15 protein-coding genes are annotated in these 19,192 nt (G+C 68.3%); 7 read left to right on the forward strand and 8 right to left on the reverse strand.

Features of this window, described 5'->3' with window-relative positions:
* Positions 1 to 17 precede the first annotated feature (17 nt).
* Complete coding sequence (locus GWI72_RS05010; RefSeq protein WP_161708016.1) at positions 18 to 2,564, reverse strand: DUF4214 domain-containing protein; 2,547 nt, start codon at positions 2,562 to 2,564, stop codon at positions 18 to 20.
* Between the two features lie 833 nt (positions 2,565 to 3,397).
* On the opposite strand from GWI72_RS05010, the gene GWI72_RS05015 reads away from it, so the two are divergent.
* The gene (locus tag GWI72_RS05015; RefSeq protein WP_161708017.1) at positions 3,398 to 4,333 is read left to right on the forward strand and encodes an NAD(P)H-dependent flavin oxidoreductase; all 936 of its coding nucleotides are present in this window, start codon (positions 3,398 to 3,400) and stop codon (positions 4,331 to 4,333) included.
* A gap of 144 nt (positions 4,334 to 4,477) precedes the next feature.
* Here GWI72_RS05015 and GWI72_RS05020 read toward each other — a convergent pair whose 3' ends face one another.
* Genes GWI72_RS05020 through GWI72_RS05030 form a run of 3 tightly spaced genes read right to left on the reverse strand, consistent with a single transcriptional unit; the run spans position 4,478 to position 7,800 of the window.
* Positions 4,478 to 5,755 carry an ABC transporter substrate-binding protein gene (locus GWI72_RS05020; protein WP_161708018.1) on the reverse strand — a complete coding sequence of 426 codons (1,278 nt, stop codon included), beginning with the start codon at positions 5,753 to 5,755 and terminating at the stop codon, positions 4,478 to 4,480.
* Entirely contained in the window at positions 5,707 to 7,128 is a 1,422-nt protein-coding gene (locus tag GWI72_RS05025; RefSeq protein WP_161708019.1) for a sensor histidine kinase, read from the reverse strand. The genes GWI72_RS05020 and GWI72_RS05025 overlap by 49 nt, the downstream gene beginning before the upstream one ends.
* Before the next feature lie 6 nt (positions 7,129 to 7,134).
* Positions 7,135 to 7,800: a response regulator transcription factor gene (locus GWI72_RS05030; protein ID WP_161675943.1), complete on the reverse strand. Its 666-nt coding sequence runs from the start codon at positions 7,798 to 7,800 to the stop codon at positions 7,135 to 7,137.
* Between the two features lie 119 nt (positions 7,801 to 7,919).
* Between GWI72_RS05030 and GWI72_RS05035 the strand changes: the two genes are divergently transcribed.
* The 6 genes from GWI72_RS05035 (at position 7,920) to GWI72_RS05060 (ending at position 13,693) form a co-directional block, all read left to right on the forward strand.
* Entirely contained in the window at positions 7,920 to 8,885 is a 966-nt protein-coding gene (locus tag GWI72_RS05035) for a Bug family tripartite tricarboxylate transporter substrate binding protein (RefSeq protein WP_179956019.1), read from the forward strand.
* Positions 8,885 to 9,325, forward strand: coding sequence for a tripartite tricarboxylate transporter TctB family protein (locus tag GWI72_RS05040; protein ID WP_161675944.1), 441 nt, complete (start codon positions 8,885 to 8,887; stop codon positions 9,323 to 9,325). Before GWI72_RS05035 ends, GWI72_RS05040 begins: the two co-directional genes overlap by 1 nt.
* Before the next feature lie 11 nt (positions 9,326 to 9,336).
* A complete protein-coding gene (locus tag GWI72_RS05045) occupies positions 9,337 to 10,881 on the forward strand; it encodes a tripartite tricarboxylate transporter permease (protein WP_161675945.1) in 1,545 nt (514 codons plus the stop codon).
* A gap of 116 nt (positions 10,882 to 10,997) precedes the next feature.
* Positions 10,998 to 12,371 carry an acyclic terpene utilization AtuA family protein gene (locus GWI72_RS05050; protein WP_161708020.1) on the forward strand — a complete coding sequence of 458 codons (1,374 nt, stop codon included), beginning with the start codon at positions 10,998 to 11,000 and terminating at the stop codon, positions 12,369 to 12,371.
* On the forward strand, positions 12,355 to 12,660 hold the full coding sequence (locus tag GWI72_RS05055; protein ID WP_161708021.1) for a DUF4387 family protein: 306 nt from the start codon (positions 12,355 to 12,357) through the stop codon (positions 12,658 to 12,660). Before GWI72_RS05050 ends, GWI72_RS05055 begins: the two co-directional genes overlap by 17 nt.
* The gene (locus tag GWI72_RS05060; RefSeq protein WP_161708022.1) at positions 12,647 to 13,693 is read left to right on the forward strand and encodes an AbrB family transcriptional regulator; all 1,047 of its coding nucleotides are present in this window, start codon (positions 12,647 to 12,649) and stop codon (positions 13,691 to 13,693) included. Before GWI72_RS05055 ends, GWI72_RS05060 begins: the two co-directional genes overlap by 14 nt.
* A gap of 66 nt (positions 13,694 to 13,759) precedes the next feature.
* Here the strand turns inward: GWI72_RS05060 and GWI72_RS05065 are convergent, their stop codons facing one another.
* From GWI72_RS05065 to GWI72_RS05080, 4 genes are all read right to left on the reverse strand, one after another.
* Positions 13,760 to 15,442, reverse strand: a complete 1,683-nt coding sequence (locus GWI72_RS05065; protein WP_161708023.1) for a methyl-accepting chemotaxis protein — start codon at positions 15,440 to 15,442, stop codon at positions 13,760 to 13,762.
* A 239-nt stretch (positions 15,443 to 15,681) separates the two neighbouring features.
* Positions 15,682 to 17,277 (reverse strand): dipeptide ABC transporter ATP-binding protein, encoded by a 1,596-nt coding sequence (locus GWI72_RS05070; protein WP_161708024.1) that lies wholly within the window; start codon positions 17,275 to 17,277, stop codon positions 15,682 to 15,684.
* Positions 17,274 to 18,119 (reverse strand): ABC transporter permease, encoded by an 846-nt coding sequence (locus GWI72_RS05075; RefSeq protein ID WP_161675951.1) that lies wholly within the window; start codon positions 18,117 to 18,119, stop codon positions 17,274 to 17,276. The genes GWI72_RS05070 and GWI72_RS05075 overlap by 4 nt, the downstream gene beginning before the upstream one ends.
* On the reverse strand, positions 18,116 to 19,087 hold the full coding sequence (locus GWI72_RS05080; protein ID WP_161675952.1) for an ABC transporter permease: 972 nt from the start codon (positions 19,085 to 19,087) through the stop codon (positions 18,116 to 18,118). Before GWI72_RS05080 ends, GWI72_RS05075 begins: the two co-directional genes overlap by 4 nt.
* Between the last annotated feature and the right edge of the window lie 105 nt (positions 19,088 to 19,192).

Here is a 19,192-nt window from a genome sequence, read left to right on the forward strand (position 1 = left end):
GCTCGTCTCCGAAGAGATTACACGAAGTCGGCGACAGCCAGGGTGCCGGTGATGCCGGTGATGTTGACGACGGCGTCGTCACCAGCCACGTAGCCCGCGGTGCCGTCGTTCAGGATCAGGTAGGTGCCAGCGCCCGTACCGGTGATCGTGACGACAGCTGCACCGTTGGCGGCCAGCGTACCACCACCAGCGGTCAGCGCGGTGGCGATGTCGGTCGCCAGCGTGCCGGTGCCGGCTGCGGTGTAGGCAGCGCCCTGCAGGACGGCGGCCGGGACGGTCGTGACGTCGATCTTGTCGGTACCTGCGACGAAGTCCTTGATCGAGTCAGCGGCAGCCACCAGCGAGTGCGCCAGGGTGGTGAAGGTGAAGGTGTCGGCACCAGCGCCACCGGTCAGGGTGTCAGCGCCCACGCCACCGGTGATGGTGTCGTTGCCGTCACCGCCTTCGATGGTGTCGTTGCCGTTACCACCGAGGATGGTGTCCTTGCCAGCGCCGCCCTTGAGGATGTCAGCCTGAGCCGAACCCGTCAGGGTGTCGTCGTTGGAACCGCCGGTCAGCGCAACGCCGTTGGTGGCGAAGCCCGAAGCGTCGATCGTCAGCTTGCCGGTCGCGGCGGAGCCGTCAACGGCGAAGTTGGCGGTGGCCATGTCACCGGTCACGAAGGTGGCGTCGCCGGCACCCAGCAGCTTGACGCTGGCGAGGGAAGCGGAGGCAGCAGCCGACTGCGTGATGTCGACCTGGTCGATCGCCGTGACTTCGAGGTTCTCGATGCCGGTCAGCGTGAAGGTCGAGCTGGTGGCGTTGATGTCCTGGTTCAGCGTGGCGTTGCCATCGTTGAACGTCAGCTTGACGGTGTCGATCTGGCCGACGTTGGTGGCGTCCTTGATGCCGATGGTGGCAGCGCCGTCAGCAGCCAGAACGGTGATCGCACCGGCCTGGGTCGCGTTCAGGTTGGTCACCGAGGTGGCGGCATTGCCGTCGTTCAGGCGAACCGAGGTGATGCCGGCGATCAGCGAGACGTCCTGCGCCACGCCGTTCTGCACCTGCACAACTTCGAAGCCGGTGTACTTGCCACCGAGCGAAGCCGTGTTGATGTGGTTCGAAGCGTTGACGACCAGACGGTCAGCGGTGCCTTCGCCAGCGGCGACGGAACCGGTGGTCAGGATCGCACCGGTGGTGACGACGTCGTTGCCCTTGCCGCCGACGAAGGTGGTGTCAGCGTCGCCATCGAGAACGATGGTCGCGCCGCCGGCCAGGCCCGAAGCGTCAACAGACTTGAAGTTGGCAGCGAGAGCGTCCGGCAGTTCCACCGAAGCGGCAGCGCCCTTGATGGTCAGGGTCGAACCAGCAGCAACGCCCGTGAGGCCTGCACCACCGGCGGCAGCGCCGATCGTCAGGTTGGTCGCGGCTTCGATGGTGACGGCCTTGACGGTACCGGCGAGGGTCACGTCGTCCAGCTGGTTTGCAGCGCCGCTCGAGGTGATGGTGACTGCGGTCAGGCCCGTGCCGTTGATGGTCACGTCGCTGCCAGCGCCGGCAACGGTGCCGCCGTCAACCACGAGGGTCGCGGAGGTCGCTGCTGCTGCGTAGGTCGCGGTCACGGCGCCAACGGTTGCAACGCCGTTGCCACGGACGCCGATCGCGGCGCCGGACGCCACGTCGTTGATGGTCAGGTCGCTGGTGGAGCGATCAGCCCAGATCTGGGTGTGGCCGGAGAAGTTGTTGCCGGACACGGTCTGGGCGTTGCCCGACACGTTGCGGACGTTGATGATCTCGATGCCCGACGAGGAGGCAGCCGGGATCGAGTTGGCAGCGAGCGTGTCAACCGTCAGGTTGAGGGTGTCGACGCCGTTGCCGCCGGTCAGGGTGTCAGCGGTGCCGTAGGTGCCGCCGGTGGTGGCTGCAACCGCGACGAAGGTGTCGTTGCCCGGGGTGCCGTTGAAGGTGTCAACGCCCGAGGTCAGGGTGTAGGTCTGGCCCGAACCAGCAGCCGGGTCGAACAGGGCGCCCGAGCCGGTGAACACGGTGTTCAGGGCCGAGGTGGCGACGTTGCCGGCAGCCAGCTTCAGAGCGGTCACGGCCGGGCCGGACTTGGCAATGAATTCGGCCGAGTTGGAGAAGCCGATCAGGATCTGCGTCATGGACTGGCCGGTGGCCTTCCAGGCAGCGATTTCAGACGCCGAGCCGGTACGGCCCAGGACGTTGACATACAGAGCCTGCAGGACGGCGTCGTTGACGGTGTTGTCGCCGTAACGGTTCTTCCACTCGGTCGAGTTGACGAAGCCAGCCGCGATCTTGGACAGGGCGGTGGCGTCAGCGCGCAGCTGGTCGGTCCAGCCGTCGACGCCGGTCACGTCCGGCTTGCGGCCGAAGGCAGCCTGGTAGATGCGGATGATCTGGTCGACGAAGGTGGTGGCTTCGACGCTGTTGGCCAGCGACTCACGCACCTGGGCGAGGCTCAGGGCGCCGGACGAAACCGAGGCGGTCCAGAAGGACGATTCAGCGGCGGTCGGGTCGCGCTGCAGAATATTGACAAAATACTGCTTGATCAGTTCGGCAGACATAAGTGGTGTCCTCTCGTCTGTTTATCTGCCCGCCTCGGCCCCTGAAACGGGATCGGGCTGGCATAGAGGCCGGGGGGCGCGGCAAGCGACTCTCCCAACACGGGTTCCTCATTAGACCCTTGGCAATATCGCCGCAAGCCCGTGATTCCTCCGCTCGACCTCGGATGTATAGTAAATTCACTACAGGCGCAAGCGGCCGATTGGCGGCATTCTGCAGATGCAACTGGAGGGCGGTTTCCTGCTGCCTTCGCGGCAGCTCTCGCGTGTGGTTGAAAAGCCGTTTTCAGTCAAGGGGTTGCGGGCGTGTGTTGCGCGAATGTCACGATTGTGCCCTGCATCACCCGGCGACCGGCCCGGCTGCGTCGCTGCGGGCTCCGGACGGCCTGGGCGGCGCGCGCGCCGGCAGGGCGGGGTCTGGCGGCGCGCCGCCACGGCGCGGTGCGGCTGACGCATCCTGCGTTGAAAGGGCTTTGACACCGCGGGGCGGGTCCTCGCCCGGTCGGTCAGGCCTGCCGGGAGGGGGCAGGGGCGTTGGAGGGGGCGTTGGAGGGGGGGCGTCAGAGGAGGGTGAGGGGCAAGGGAGCCCAAAGGAGAGGGCGATGGGGTGGGCAGGTGTGTGATCTGACCTTGACGTTAACGGAATGTCGGGGCAGGGTCCGCGGGAGATGTTCGTGCCGCACCGGTGAGGCTGTCCAGGCTGCACTGGTCCTGCTGTTCCGGGCAGGCCGGGCCGTCCAGTCTGGCCTGGTCTGGTCTGGTCTGGCGCAATCGGTGCGCCGAAGTTCTGCCGTTGAAGGGTTCCCGTTAAGCTGTATTTGGGGGAGAAGACGTCCATGCCCATTCCCGCCGCGCTGATGAAAGGCCTCAAGCTGCCGGCCATTGCCTCGCCGATGTTTCTCGCCTCCGGGCCGGATCTGGTGGTCGAGACGGCCCGGGCCGGCGTGGTGGGCACGTTTCCGGCGCTGAACCAGCGCACGACGCAGGGCTACGGCGACTGGCTGGACGAGATCGCCGGCCGGCTGGCCGAGGCGGGCGATGCGGCGCCTTATGGCGTCAATCTCATCGTGCACCGCTCCAACGCCCGCATCGAGGCGGACGTGATGATGACCGTGGCCAAGAAGGTGCCGCTGGTCATCACCTCGCTCGGCGCGGTCAAGGACGTGGTCGATGCCGTGCATTCCTATGGCGGGCTGGTGTTCCACGACGTGATCAATGCCCGCCATGCGGAAAAGGCGGCGGAAGCCGGCGTCGACGGCATCATTGCGGTCGCGGCCGGGGCAGGCGGGCATGCGGGCTCCTTCAGCCCCTTCGCGCTGGTCAGCGAGATCCGCAAGGTCTGGTCCGGTCCGCTGGTGCTGGCCGGTGCCATGAACACCGGCTCCGACATCCTCGCCGCCCGGGCCATGGGCGCGGACATGGGCTACATGGGCACGCGCTTCCTCGCCACCCGCGAGGCGCAGATCGAGCCCGCCTACAAGGAGATGATCGTCGGTGCCAGCGCCCGCGACATCGTCTACACGCCGGCGATCAGCGGCGTGAACGCCAATTTCCTGCGGCCCTCGATCATCGCCGCCGGGCTCGACCCGGACAATCTGGCAGCGCATGGCAAGATGGATCTGGAGGGCGAGGCCAAGGCCTGGAAGACCGTGTGGTCGGCCGGCCATGGCGTCGGGGGGATCTCCGAGGTGCTGCCGGCGGGCGAGCTCTGCGCCCGGCTGATCGCCGAATACACGGCCGCCAAGGCCGCCGTGGCGGCCGATCCGTTCTGAAGCGGATGCGCGGGACTTTGGCCGGGTCTTAAGGAGGCTGGGAAGCTGGTCCGGGGGGCGTCCTGCAAGGCGGGCTCAGGCCGGATGCTGATGGCCTGATGCCGACGGGCTGACGCTCCGGGGCTGGAACCGGTGGCCTGAGCCCTACGGCTGATCCATGGCGGCCTGCCATTCCACGAGGAACTGCGCGCGCATGCGCCGGTCGAGATGGGCGAGCAGGCCCGGGTCGAGACGGATCGGCCTGAGGTGCGGCTTCTCCGCGTAGGCGGCGTGGTCGATGAGGGGCAGGCCGGCGGCCTCGCGCACGAGGTCCTGGCCGGTGGGCGACAGGAGATAGGTCAGGAAGGCCCCGGCGGCGGCCGGGTTGCGGGCCTCCTGCGGGATCAGCGCGGTGCGCAGCAGGGTGACCGTGAAGTCCTCCGGCTCGACGAGGATGACCTTGTCGCGGAAGGCGGCGTCGTTGCGGCTGTAGCTGCCGAGAACGTTGTAGCCGACCAGCAGGTCCCCCGCGACGAGGGCGTCGATCATCTCGGCGGAACAGCAGTAGAGGCGGGTGTCCAGCCGGCCCATAACCTCGGCCAGACGCCAGAAGGTCTCGCCCAGCCGCGCGTCCTGGGTGGCAAAGAGATAACCGGCACCCGACACCTGCGGGTCATAGGTGCCGATGCGGCCGCGGAACCGCTCGGGATGATCGCGCAGGAGCGCGATGAGGTCGCGCCGGGTGCGCGGCACCGGCAGGCCGCCGGCAAGGGCGGCGCGCGACACGAGGATCACCGCGGGCTCCTGCGCGACGGCCACCAGCGTGTCGCGCCAGCGCGCCCAGGACGGCCGGCCACCAAGCACGGCCGCCGGCAGGGGCTGGGCACGGCCGTCGTTGGCAAGCTTCATCTGCAGGTCCATGGCGGAGGAAATGACCACGTCGACGGGGGCCGACCCCTGGTCCAGCGCGGCGAAGATCTCCTTGCTGGAGGCCACCACATAGCGCACCGCCACATCGGGCCGGGCCGCGATGAAGCCCTCCAGCACGGGGGCGAAGACCGCGATGTCGGTGGTGGAGAGCACCGTGATGCGCAGCGGCGCGCCGGCCGCGCCAAACTCCCGCTCCGCCTCGATCTCGAGCGCCCGCGCAGGCCCTGCCGCCAGAAGGAGGCCCACGAGGAGCAGGCAGGGCAGCAGAAAGGGCGGCAGGAAGGGCCGCAGTCTGGGCAGCAGTCTGGCCAGCGCCTGCAGCCCGCACCCGCCGGCTGCGACACCCGCTGCACCGCCGGCCATGCCACCGGCTGCAGCGGCAGCGGCGGGGGCGGGGGCAACGAGGGCGAGAACGGCGGCAAGGGGGGCGGCGGCACGGGGGGCGGCAGCGAGGGGGGCCGCCGTCATGCGGAGCCTGTCGGCGTCGCCAGCGGCAGCAGCAATGTTGCGCATGTTCCTCCCCCTTCCTGATCCTGCAGGTCGAACCGTCCGTTCATGGCATCGGCCACTTCCGTGACAATCGTGAGACCGAGACCGGATCCGACCACGTCGTCCACATTCCGGCCGCGCTGGAAGCGGGCCTGCAGGCTCAGGGCGTCCGATCCGGCAAGGCCACGGCCCTGGTCGCGGCAGCGGAAGGCGACATGGCCCTCGCCGGTGATCTCGAGCGAGATGCGGATGTCGCTGCCCATCGGCGAATACTTGACGGCATTGTCGATGAGATTGCGCAGTGCCGCCTCCAGCAGCACCGCATCCCCGGTGACCGGCAGCGCACCGGCGGGCTTGGCCAGATGCAGGCGAATGTCGCGCAGGTCCGCGGTCGCGCGGTAGCGGTCGACGATGCCGAGCGCGATCTGGCCGAGATCCACCTCGCCGAAGACCTGCTGTTCGGTGCGGTACAGGACGGTGGCGTGGTCGAGCAGCTGGCTGGCGGACCGCGCGCCCTCGTCCACGGTGCGCAGGAGACGGCGCAGGCGCTGGCGCATCGGCTCGTCCTTGGCAAGGCGCAAGGCCAGCTCGACCTCGCTGCGCAAGGTGGCAAGCGGGGTGCGGATGTGATGCGCCGCCTCGGCGATGAAGGTCTCCGTCTGCGCCAGCGTCGCCTTCAGGCGGGCGATGAAGCTGTTGAGGGCGCCGATCAGCGGCGACAGTTCCGCCGGCACCGGATGGCGGACCGGCCTGAGGTCGCGCGGGCCGCGCCGGGTCATCGCCTCGGCCAGGCGGTCAAGCGGGCGCAGCAGGCTGCTGGCGGCCAGAAGGCTCGCCGGGATGGCCAGCAGGAACACCATCAGGCCGAGGGCGGCGGCGCGGTTGGCGAGCTGCCCGGCAATCAGGCGCTGGCCGTCGCGGGTCTGCCCGAGCACGACGAGGGCCGACGTGCTGGCGCCGTCGATGACGAGGCTGCGCGACACGGCAGCCAGCCGCAGCTCGGCGCCGCGATAGGGACGGGAGTACAGCACCGGGGCAACGGCTGTGGGGTCCTCCCCCGGCAGCGGCAGATCCTCGTACCCGGTCAGCGTCTCGCCGCCGACCAGGATGCGGTAGAAGACGCGTTCCTCGCCCATCGCCGCCAGCATCGAGAAGGTTTCCGGCGGCAGGTTGACCTCGGCCCCGCCCTCGACGCTGCGCAGGTCGTCGGCGATCGAGGCCGTGGCGACGCCGAGGACCTTGTCCAGCGTCTCCTGCGAGGCACGCTCCGCGCTGTAGCGCACGGCGACGGACAGGAGGATGGCAAGCATCGCCGCAAGGCCCAGCAGCCGCACGATCAGGCGGCGGCGCAGCGAGGGGGCAAGCGGCGGGGTGCGGGTGGGGGCAGGGGCGTTCATGGCCGGTCAGCCCTCGGTGAGCCGGTAACCCAGGCCGCGCATGGTGTCGATTCGCAGCCGGCTGCCGGCAAGCTTGCGCCGCAGCCGTCCGACATAGACCTCGATGGCATTGTCGCTGACCGGTTCGGAGAAGGAAAACAGCCGGTCCAGCAGATGCTCCTTGGACAGGATCCGCCCCGGCGCGCCGAGGAAGACCTCCAGCAGCCGCAGTTCCCGGCTGCGCAGCTCCCGGATCTCGCCATTCACCTCCACGGTTCCCGCCAGGGGATCGAAGATGACATCGCCGCAGCGCCGGCGCGTGTCGGCCACGCCGCCGCGGCGGCGCAGGATCGCCCGGCAGCGGGCCTCCAGCTCGGCATAGTCGAAGGGCTTGGTGATGTAGTCGTCGGCGCCCATGTCGAGGGTGCCGACCCGGTCGGTGACGGCAGCCCGCGCCGTCATGACGATGACGGGGGTTCCGTCGCCGGCCCGGCGCTGTTCGGCGAGGAAGTGCCGGCCGTCGCCATCCGGCAGCATGATGTCGAGCAGGATCAGGTCATAGGTGGCGGCCGTCTGGAACGCGCGGGCGTCGGCGAGCGTGCGGGCGAGATCGACGGCATGCCCCTCGAGGCGCAGACGTTCCTGCACGGAACGTCCCAAGTCTTCGTGATCCTCGACGAGAAGAAAGCGCAAGGTTTTTTCCGCGTTAGGGCTTGTGACAGGTTTGTGTCAGGTTGCCCGCAAATGAATGACGGACGCAAGGGGCTGAGGAGCCCTTGCGGAACATCAATCCCGAGGGAGGAGAACCAGGGATGAAATCGTCGTTCAAGGCGTTCGCGCTCGCCGCAGCGCTCGCCGCCGGCATGTCCGTCACCGCATCCGCAACCGAATGCCTTGCCCCGGCCAACCCGGGCGGCGGCTGGGATTTCACGTGCCGCCAGGTCGGCCAGATCCTGCAGGAGATCGGGGTCGTCCCCAATCCGGTGCTTGTCACCAACATGGCAGGTGCCGGCGGCGGCGTGGCCTACAGCCATGTGGTCAGCGAGCGCGCCAGCGACGCCGACCTGATCATCGCGGCCTCGTCCGCCACCACCACGCGCCTGGCGCAGAACGCCTTCTCGGGCCTGACCGCCGACCAGGTGCGCTGGCTCGGCACCATCGGCGGTGATCCGGGCGTGATCGTCGTGGCCAAGGACAGCCCCTACAAGACGCTGCCCGAGCTGGTCGAGGCGGTGAAGGCCAATCCGGCCAAGGTCGCCTTTGCCGGCGGGTCTGCCGTGGGCGGCTTCGACCACCTGAAGGTTCTGATGCTGATGAGCCGGACCGGGTTCAAGGATGCCCGTGCCATCAAGTACATCGGCGTCGACGGCGGCGCGGATGCCATCACCCAGACCGTCGGCGGTTTCACGGCCGCAATGACCGGCGACATTTCCGAGATCAGCGGCTTCATCCGCTCGGGCGACGTGCGCGCCCTGGCCGTGCTGGCCGACAGCCGCGTGCCGGCCTTCCCCGACATCCCGACGGCAAAGGAGCAGGGCATCGACATGGTCGCCGTCAACTGGCGCGGCTTCTATGTCCCGAAGGACATCTCCGACGCGGACTACGCCCGCTGGGTTGACGGTCTGACGAAGGTGGCCCAGTCCGAGCAGTGGCAGAAGGTGATGGCCGCCAACGGCCTGGCCCCGTACACGCTGATCGGCGAGGAGTTCGAGACCTGGATCGACGCCAACATTGCCGAGATCCAGTCGATTTCGCGCGAGATCGGGATCATCAAGTGATGCGTGGCGACCAGATCTTCGGTCTGGTCATGATCTTTGCGGCGCTGGGGTACCTCTTCAGCGCCGCAGGCATCGAGACCAGCTTTCTCTCCGACCCCGTGGGGCCGCGGGTGTTTCCCTACATCGTCGGCGGCGTGATCCTGGTGTCGTCCGTGGTCATGATCCTGCAACCGGATCCTGATGCCGCCTGGCCTGGCCGCGCGATGCTGGCCAAGCTCGCGCTGACCCTCGTGGTGATGGTCGTCTATGCCGTGTCGGTGCCGCGTTTCGGCTTCGTCCTGCCGACCGTGATCGCCTCGGCCATCCTGAGCTACCAGATCTCGCCGCGGCCCGGCCCGGCGGTCCTGACCGGTCTGGGGCTCGGCGTCGGGCTCTTCGTCATCTTCAAGTATGCGCTCGGCCTCGGTCTCATCGGCCTGCCGCCCGCGATCACGGGCTAGGGAGACGCTGCATGGATATCCTGTCCAATCTGGCGCTCGGGTTTTCCGTTGCGCTGACGCCGACCACGTTCCTGCTGGCGCTGGTGGGCTGCTTCCTCGGGACGATCATCGGCGTTCTGCCCGGCCTCGGGCCGGCCAACGGCATCGCGCTGCTCATCCCGATCTGCTTCACCCTGGGCTTCGACGCGGTGTCCGCGCTGATCCTGCTGACGTCGGTCTACTACGGCAGCATGTATGGCGGCGGGATCTCGTCGATCATGCTCAACATTCCCGGTGACGAGCCGGCGATGATGACCACCCTCGACGGCTATCCGATGGCCAAGCAAGGGCGAGCGGGCGATGCCCTGGTCATTTCGGCCGTCTCGTCCTTCGTCGGCGCCTTCCTGGCCACGGTCGGCGTGGCCTTCCTGGCGCCGCTCCTGTCGCGGGTGGCCTATCAGTTCGGTCCGGCCGAGTATTTTGCCCTCTATCTGGTTGCCTTCTGCACCCTCGGCGGCATCAGCTCGAAAAACCAGGCCAAGGCGGCGCTGGCCGCAGCCCTCGGACTGGCGATCGCCATGATCGGCCTCGACGAGACCACGGGCATGCCGCGCTTCACCTTCGGCAACCTGCATCTGCACGACGGCATCGACTTCCTGGTCGCCATCGTCGGCCTGTTCGCGCTTGCGGAAGTCTTCTTCTTCATCGAGAGCCAGGGCAAGGACAGCGCCATCGGCGTCAAGCTCGGCAAGGTGCGGATGCCCTGGCGCGATCTGATCGCTTGCCGCTGGACCATGCTGCGCGCGACCGTGATCGGCTTCTTTGCCGGCATCCTGCCGGGCGCCGGCGCCTCGCTCGGATCGTTCCTCGCCTACATCAGCGAAAAGGCGATTGCCAAGGACAAGAGCACGTTCGGGACTGGAAATCCGCGCGGTCTCGCCGCGCCGGAGGCCGGCAACAATGCGGCTGCGGGCGGTGCGCTGGTTCCGATGCTGACGCTGGGCGTGCCCGGCTCCGGCACCACGGCCGTCCTGCTGGCCATGCTGCTGACCCTCAACATCACCCCGGGGCCGCTGCTGTTCAGCGAGAGGCCAGACGTCGTCTGGGGCCTGATCGCCTCGCTCTTCATCGGCAACGTCATGCTGCTGGTCCTGAACGTGCCGATGGTCCGGGTCTTCGTCTACATCCTGTCGGTGCCGGGCTACATCCTGCTGCCGGGCATCACGATGGTCGCCTTCGTCGGCATCTACTCGCTGACGGGATCGTCCTTCGACATGCTGATGACGCTCGCCTTCGGCGTGCTGGGCTATGTGCTGCGCAAGCTGGACATCCCGACCGTTCCGGTCATCCTCGGCATCGTGCTCGGTGACCAGATGGAGGAAGGCTTGCGCCGCGCCATGGTGCTGTCGGACGGGGACTGGACCTACCTGTTCTCGTCGGGCATCGCAATCGGACTGTGGGTCGTGGCAATCGCAGGCTTCGTCGCCCCGATCTTCCTGCGCCGGCTGCTGGCCAAGCCCGACACGCCGGCCTACAGGGTCGAGCACATGGCGGACCATATCGCGGACCGCGACTGACCGGCGCCGCTGCCGACGCCGGATCCGGGGCAAGCCCCGGGTCCGCCCCTTTCACAAGCCGGCCGGTGCCTGCCTTGAAGGCGGGGCCGGCCGCCGCCTCCCGGCGAGAGGTTCTCATGCCCACACGTGTTCTGGTGCCGTCCGGCGTCCTTGGCCTCGGCTTCGACAGGCAGGCGCTGAAGCGCGGCGTCGCCAACCGGCCAGACATCATCTGCATCGACGGCGGCTCGACGGACAGCGGGCCGTTTTCGCTTGGCGCGGGTGTGTCGAAATATTCCCGCGCCGCGACCAGGTCGGAGTGGCGCGACCTGATGCGTGCCCGCGCGGAGGCCGGCGTCCCGCTGGTGATCGGCACCGCCGGCACCTGCGGCACGGATGCCACCGTCGACTGGATGCATGACATCACGGTCGAGCTTGCCGCCGAACTCGGGCAGACCCTCAAGATTGCCCGCCTTTACTCCAGCCAGCCGGCGGAGCGCATCATCACGGCCCTTGAGGCCGGGCGGATCCGGCCGCTGGAGCCGGCCCCGGCGATCTCGCCGGAGGTCCTGTCGGGGCTTGCCAACATCGTCGCGCTCGCCGGTGCGGAACAGATCCAGGCGGCGCTGGCGACGGGGGCCGACATCGTGATCGCCGGGCGCACCACCGACACGGCGACGATCGCGGCCCTGCCGCTTCTGCGCGGCGATCATGCGGGCGGGGCCTGGCACGGGGCCAAGATCGCCGAATGCGGCGCGCTCTGCTCCACCCACCCGACCTCCGGCGTCATCCAGGTCGATTTCGATGCCGACGGCTTCACCGTCGAGCCTCTGGCCGAGACGGCGGCCTGCACGCCGCATTCGGTCTCGGCCCACATGCTCTACGAGAATTCCGATCCCTACCAGCTCTACGAGCCGGGCGGTTATCTTGACGTGCGCGGCGCGCGCTACACGGCGCTCGACGAACGGCGCGTCCGGGTCGAGGGCTCGCGCTGGGTCAAGGGTGCCTATACGGTGAAGCTGGAAGGCGCCCGCGTTGCCGGCTACCAGACCACGATCCTCGCCATCCTGCGCAACGAGCGTTATGTGAAGGGCGCGCGCGCCTGGATCGAACGGCTGTCTGCGTTCCTCGAAGGCGAGATCCGCAGCCGCATGGGGCTCGAGCCGGGGGAGGCCTATACGCTCGAGTTCCGTCTGATCGGCGTCGATGCGGCCCTGGGCGAACTGGAACGGCGGCAGGGAGATCCGGTCGAGGTGGGCGTGCTGGGGATCGTGACGGCGACAAGCCAGATGCAGGCGGCCGAGATCGGCAAGCTGATCAATCCCTTCGTGCTGCATTATCCGCTGACCGACCATGAGGAACTGCCGACCTTCGCGTTCCCCTATTCGCCCGCCCAGTCCGACCGGGGCGCGCTCTACGAATTCGCCCTCAATCATGTGATGGACCTGGACGACCCGATGTCGGCCTTCCGTCTTGTCGTTACGGAGGTTGCCCATGGCCCGGCTCGGTGATGTGGTGCTGAAGGTCCGCTCGAAGAACGCCGGGCCCTTCTGGGTCACGATCGACGTGTTCTGCGGCTCGCCCGAGGTCTATGCCAGGGTCGTGCCGGCGCTGGCGACAGGCGAGGTTGCCGCGCTCTACCGCGTCGAGCCGCAGCATCTGAAGCGATTCGACATCGCGGACCTGTCGGTGATCAAGTTCTCGCTGCCGCGACCCGTGGTGCAGGGCAGCCGCGATGACCGCGACATGCATGGCGCGCAATGGGCGGTGCTCCTCGAAGAGGCGGATGTCCGTGTCTGATCTCGTCAAGGCGCGGGCGACAACATTTGCGGTCGCCGCGCTCGGTGCGCTGGCCTTTGTCCTGGCCGGCCTGCCGCTGCCTTTGCTGCTCGGGCCGCTGATCGCCTGTCTGCTGGCCGCGCTCTGCGGCGCGAGAATGGCCAATGCCGGCAGCTTCGGCACCTTCATGCGCACCTTCCTGGGGGTCGCCGTCGGTGCCTCGATCACGCCGGACATCGTCGGCGCGCTGCCGGCCATGGCCGGGTCGCTCGCGTTCGTGCCGCTGTTCATCGCGGTGATCGCGATGATCGGCTATCCGCTGTTCCGCTTCGGCTTCAGGATGAACCACCCGACGGCGTGGTATGCGGCCATGCCCGGCGGGCTGCAGGACATGCTGGTGTTCGGCGAGGAGGCGGGCGGCGATGTCCGGGCCCTGTCGCTGATCCACGCCACCCGGGTGCTGGTGATCGTCACCGCAGCCCCCATCCTGATGACGGTGGTGTGGAGCGTGGACCTGACCGCGCCCCCCGGCCGGCCGCTCGCGGAGGCCGATCCGCTGCAGCTTGCCCTGATGCTGGCCTGCGGCCTTGGCGGGTGGAAGATCGCCGAGCGCATCGGTCTGTTCGGCGCCTCGATCCTTGGGCCGATGATCCTGACGGCGATCTTCTCGCTGGCGGGCGTCATCACCGAGCGGCCCCCGGCGGAGGTGATCTGGGCGGTCCAGTTCTTCATCGGCATCGCGGTCGGGGCGAAATACACCGGCATCACGCTGCAGGAGCTGAAGGTCGACGTGCTGGCCGGCTTTGTCTATGCGCTGCTGCTGGCGGGCATCAGCCTCGTCTTCATCGAGCTGATCTATCTGACCGGGACGGCGCCGGCGATTGATGCGTTTCTGGCTTTCCTGCCCGGCGGGCAGGCGGAAATGGTCGTCATTGCCCTGATGGCCGGGGGCAACCTGACCTATGTAATCTGCCACCACCTGTTGCGCATCGTCCTCGTCATCCTGCTTGCGCCGGTCGTGGATCGCCTGTTCAGGCGGCGCGGAGGCCCCTGAGGCAGGGGACGACGGACCGGAAACGGGCGCCGGAGGGCGCCCGTCCTGTCTTGCGCGTGCGTTGCGTCAGGCGGCGCGGATCGTCGAGAGGAAGCGGTGCAGCTCCTGGTTCAGGCGCTCCGACTGGCTGGCGAGCTCGCCGGAGAAGCCCAGCACCTCGTTGGCCACGGAGCTGGCCTCGGAGGCGGCGCGGGTCACGCTGCCGATGGCCTGAGACACCTCGGCCGTGCCCGAGGAGGCCTGCTGCACGTTGCGGGAAATCTCCTGGGTGGCGGCGGCCTGTTCCTCCACGGCGGCGGCAACGGCGGCGCTGATCTCGTTCATGCCGCGGATGGAGGCGGCAATCGCGTTGATGGCAGTGGCGCTGTCGTTGGTCGAGGCCTGGATCGAGGCGATCTGGGTGGCGATCTCGGTCGTGGCCTTGGCCGTCTGGTCGGCGAGCTGCTTCACCTCGGCAGCGACCACGGCGAACCCCTTGCCGGCCTCGCCGGCGCGGGCGGCCTCGATCGTCGCGTTGAGGGCCAGAAGGTTGGTCTGGCTGGCAATGCCATTGATCAGCTCGACGATGTCGCCGATCTTCTGGGCCGCGTTGGAGAGGCCGTGCACCTTGCCGGCCGCCGCATCCGCATCGCGCACGGCGGCGGCGGACATGCGGTTGGACTGGTCGACCTGGCCGGCGATCTCGCGCACCGACGCGGTGAGTTCTTCCGTGGCTGCGGCCACGGTCTGGACGTTGGCCGAGGCCTGTTCGGAGGCGGCGGCCACGGTCGTGGACTGGTGCGAGGTTTCCTGGGCGCTGCCGGACATGACACGGGCGGAGGCGTCGAGGCGCGAGGCGGCGGCGGAGACCGAGCGGATGATGCCGCCGACGGCCTGCTCGAACTCTCCGGCCATGCGGGCCATCATCCGGCGCTGCTCGGCCTCGGTCTCGGCCTTCTGGGCTTCGCGTTCGGCCGTCAGGCGGTCCTTCTCGAGACCGGCATCGCGGAAGATGGCAGCGGCGCGGGCCAGTGCCCCCACCTCGTCGCGGCGGTCGGCCCCGTCGATCCGGGCGGAATAGTCGCCGCGGGCCAGCGCCTCAAGCGTCGCCACGATGCGGCGGATCGGACCGGCAACACCGGCCTGGCTGACATAGAAGCCGAGGGCGAGACCCGCAAGGATCACGAGGCCGGCGGTCACGAGCATGGTGTTGACCGAATGCAGGGCGGTGCTGGCGGCGGTCTCGCGCTGAGCCGACATCATCTCGGCCGAATAGGTGGAGTAGACCTTGACCGCATCGGTCACGGCCTTCTGGGCGGCCAGGGCCGCGGTCAGCGAGGTCCGGATCGCCTCGGCATTGCCGGCATTCCTGGCGGCGACGTCGACCATGGCGCCGATGGAGCGGAAGTAGCTGTCCAGCGCGGTCCTGACCGCGGCCAGCTGCCTGCGCTGCTCGCTGTCGGCGACCTGCTCAAGGATCGGCAGGCGCGCCAGCATTTCCTTGGCCCGGCGGTCAGCTTCGGTGCGGAAGTCTGCGGCTTTCTCGGGGCTGAGGGCCAGCTGGTAGGTCATGCGGCTGACGGCGATGATGTCGACGCGCAGGTCCATGGCCTCGCGCGCGGCTTCCTCCGATTTCCCGACGACCGTAAAGCTCTGGGTCAGGCCCGTGATCTCCGACCAGGCAACAACGGCAAGTCCAGTGGCGCAAAGACCCATAAGGATCAGCACCGCAAGCATCTTCTGGACGATGGGAATGTGTTTCAGCGCCATGACTCAACCTCGAATCTGCGAACCTGCACCGTCAGGTCCCGGCAGCAACCTACGCGCCCGTTGCTTACTCAAGATTTAAGCAGAGACACGATTGTTGGTCATCGAATTGTCATGGAGAATTAGAAGACAAACGGGGTTTCTATACTTCCCGCTGCGGAAATTTTTCGGGCGGTTGGTCGTGGCCATCCCCCGAAACAACCCGTCCGGCAGGCGGTTTTCCTGTCGGACGGGCACGAAGATCAGATGCTGCCGCGGCCGGGCGCGGCCTCGATGAGACTGCGGGTATAGGGATCCTGCGGCGCCAGCAGCACCGCCTCGGCCGGACCCTTCTCGACGATCCGCCCCTTGTGCATGACCACGATCTCGTCGCTGATCTGGGCGGCGACGCGCAGGTCATGGGTGATGAACAGGATGCCGAGGTTCAGCTTCTCCTGCAGCGACTTCAGGAGCTCGAGCACCTGGGCCTGCACCGAGACGTCCAGCGCCGACACGCTCTCGTCGGCAATCAGCACTTCCGGGTGCATCGCCAGCGCCCGGGCAATGCCGACGCGCTGGCGCTGGCCACCGGAGAAGGCGGCCGGGCGGCGGTGGTAGGCGGACTTCTGCAGGCCGACCAGTTCGAGAAGGTCTTCTGCCCGCCGCGTGGCTTCCGCCCGGCTGGCGCCCGACAGGATCGCCGCGCGGGAAATCATCTCGCCGACGGTGCGCCGCGGATTGAGCGAGCCGACCGGGTCCTGGAACACCATCTGGATCAGCCGCCGCTTCTGGCGCAGCGCCCCGCCTTTCAGCGCGAGGAAGGGCGTGCCGGACACGGAGATCGCGCCGCCGGTCGGGTCAATGAGACGGATCGCGGCCTTGGCGAGCGTCGACTTGCCCGAGCCGCTCTCGCCGACGATGGAGACGACCTCGCCCCGGCGCAAGGTGAGGGAGATGTCGTTCAGGGCCTTCGTGCGGCCGTAGTGATGCTCGAGGCTGCTGATCTCCAGCACCGGCTCGGCCGCGCGCGCGGCGCGCGGGGCCCGCGGCGTCAGGCTCGGAACGGCGGCGATCAGGGCGCGGGTGTAGTCATGCGCCGGCTGCGTCAGCACCTGCCTTGCGCTGCCGATCTCGACGATCTCGCCGCCGCGCATGACGGCAATGCGGTCGGCGATGTCGGCGACGACGCCGAAATCATGGGTGATGAACAGGATGCCGTGGCCGTGGCTGTCCTTCAGCTCGCGGATGAGCTTCAGCACCTGCGCCTGGGTGGTGACATCCAGCGCGGTGGTCGGCTCGTCGGCGATGAGCACCTTGGGATCCAGCGCCAGCGCCATGGCGATGACGACACGCTGGCACTGGCCGCCGGAGAGTTCATGCGGATAGGAGGCGAGGATCCGGTCCGGGTCGGGCAGATGCATGGCCTCGACCAGCGCGCGGGTGCGGGCGCGGCGGGCCTCGGCGGCCAGATCCGTATGCAGGACGAACATTTCCTCGATCTGCTCGCCCACCGTCAGCGCCGGGTTGAGCGCCGACATGGGTTCCTGGAAGATCATGGCGATGTCGCGGCCACGGATGCGCGTCAGCTCGCGCTCGCTGGCAAGGGCGAGATCCTTGCCCTGCAACAGGATCCGGCCGCTTTCGATGGCGAGCCCCTTCGGCACGGCGCCCATCAGGGCCGCCGACAGGACCGACTTGCCCGAGCCGCTCTCGCCGACGACGCAGAGGATCTCGCGCGGGAACAGCTCGAGGCTCGCGCCCTTCACCGCATGGCGGCGGTCGGCGCCGCGCGGCAGGGCCACGGTCAGTCCGTCAATGGTCAGGATCGCCGTGTCGGAGGAGGGGGTCTGTGTCGTCATGCGCCGCGCCCCTTGGCTTCGGAGAGTTCCTTGAGACCGTCGGCCAGCAGGCTGAGGCCCAGCATCAGCGAGGAAATGGCAATGCAGGGGAAGATCACGAGATGGGGGAAGGCGATGGCCATGGCCTTGCCCTCGTTGACCATGGTGCCCCAGTCCGGCGTCGGGGGCGGCAGGCCGAGGCCGAGGAAGCCGAGGGTGCCGATGGTGATGGCGGTGTAGCCGAGACGCAGGCAGAAATCGACGGCAAGCGGCCCGGTGGCGTTGGGCAGGATGTCGACCAGCATGATGCGCAGCGACCCTTCCCCTTGCGTGCGGGCGACCTGGACGAAATCGCGGGTGGCGATGTCGATGGTCAGCGCGCGGACGATGCGGAAGATGGCCGGCGCGCTGGAGAACACCACCGCCAGGATGATGTTCAGCGGCGAGGCGCCGATCACCACGATGATGACGATGTAGAGCACCAGCACCGGGAAGGAGAGCACCACGTTGGCGAGGAACGACAGGGTGGCATCGACGCGGCCGCGCAGGTAGCCGGCCGAGAGCCCGAGCGCGATGCCGACCGCATAGGCGGAGAGCGTCGCAAGCGTCGAATAGAGCACGACGGTGCGCGCGCCGTAGATGAGGCGGGAGAGGATGTCGCGGCCGAGCATGTCGGTGCCGAGCCAGAGCGTTCCGCCGCCGGGGGCCGGCGTCAGCGGCCGGGCGAGCGGCAGGATCGTCTTCAGCGGATCGAAGGGGGCGAGCAGCGGGGCAAACAGCGCCAGCACCAGCCACAGGAGCGTGACGGAACCGCCGACCGCCACCAGCGGATGGGCGAGATAGGGACGGACGAGACGGATCATGCGGCGTCTCCCTTGGCAGGCTTGGGCGCTCCGAGCAGGTTGACGCGCGGATTGAGGAGGCCGTAGGCGAGGTCGGACAGGATCTGGGTGGTGACGACCACCAGCACGGAGACCATGGCGCAGGCCTCGATCAGGTAGATGTCGGAGTTGATCGCGGCCTCGTAGAGCAGGGTGCCGAAGCCCTTGTAGGCATAGAACACCTCGACCACGATGACGCCGGACAGGAGCCAGGGCACCTGCAGCAGGATGACGGTGATCGGCGTGATCAGCGCGTTGCGCAGGGCATGACGGAAGACGATGCGCGGCAGGCTCGCGCCCTTCAGCCGCGCCGTGCGGATGTAGGGCGTCGCCATCACCTCGGCCATCGAGGCGCGGGTGATGCGGGCGAGATAGCCGGTGGAATAGAGCGCCAGCACCAGCACCGGCAGCACCAGTTCCTTCAGCGAGAAGCCGCCGATCATGGTGCTGGCGCCAGGCAGGAGCCCCAGCCAGAAGACGAAGACGATCGACAGGAACACCGCGCTCGCAAAATCCGGGATCGAGGTGGTGACCACGGACAGGACCGAGATCGCCCGGTCGGTGAGCGAGCCGGGGCGCATCCCGGCGAGGATGCCGAGGCCAAGGCCGAAGGGCACGATCAGGGCGAGCGCGCCGAGCGCCAGCCAGGCGGTGGCGGCCAGCCGGTCCGGAATGAGCTCGACGATCGGCGCGCGGTAATAGGTCGACATGCCCCAGTCGCCGGTGACGAAGCTCGCCAGCCAGTCGAGATAGCGCCAGACGAAGGGCTCGTTGTAGCCGTTGGCTTCCAGCCAGGCGGCGCGCTGCTCGGCGGTGGAGAACTGGCCCAGCACCTTCACGGCGACGTCGTCCACATTCACCTCGAGGGCGAGGAAGACCAGCAGGGACACCGCCAGCATGGTGGCGACCGCCTGGCCGGCCTTGCGCAGGATGAACAGGATCAGGGGCATGGCATCTCCGTTGCGCGCGGACGGGCCGCGTGCCGTGGGCTGACGGTCAGGAGGGTCAGGCTATTGGTGCGCCCGAAGGGGCGCAAGTTCCGTTCCTGCACGGCG

The sequence above is a fragment of the Pannonibacter sp. XCT-53 genome (genome assembly GCF_009915765.1).
Taxonomy (GTDB): domain Bacteria; phylum Pseudomonadota; class Alphaproteobacteria; order Rhizobiales; family Stappiaceae; genus Pannonibacter; species Pannonibacter tanglangensis.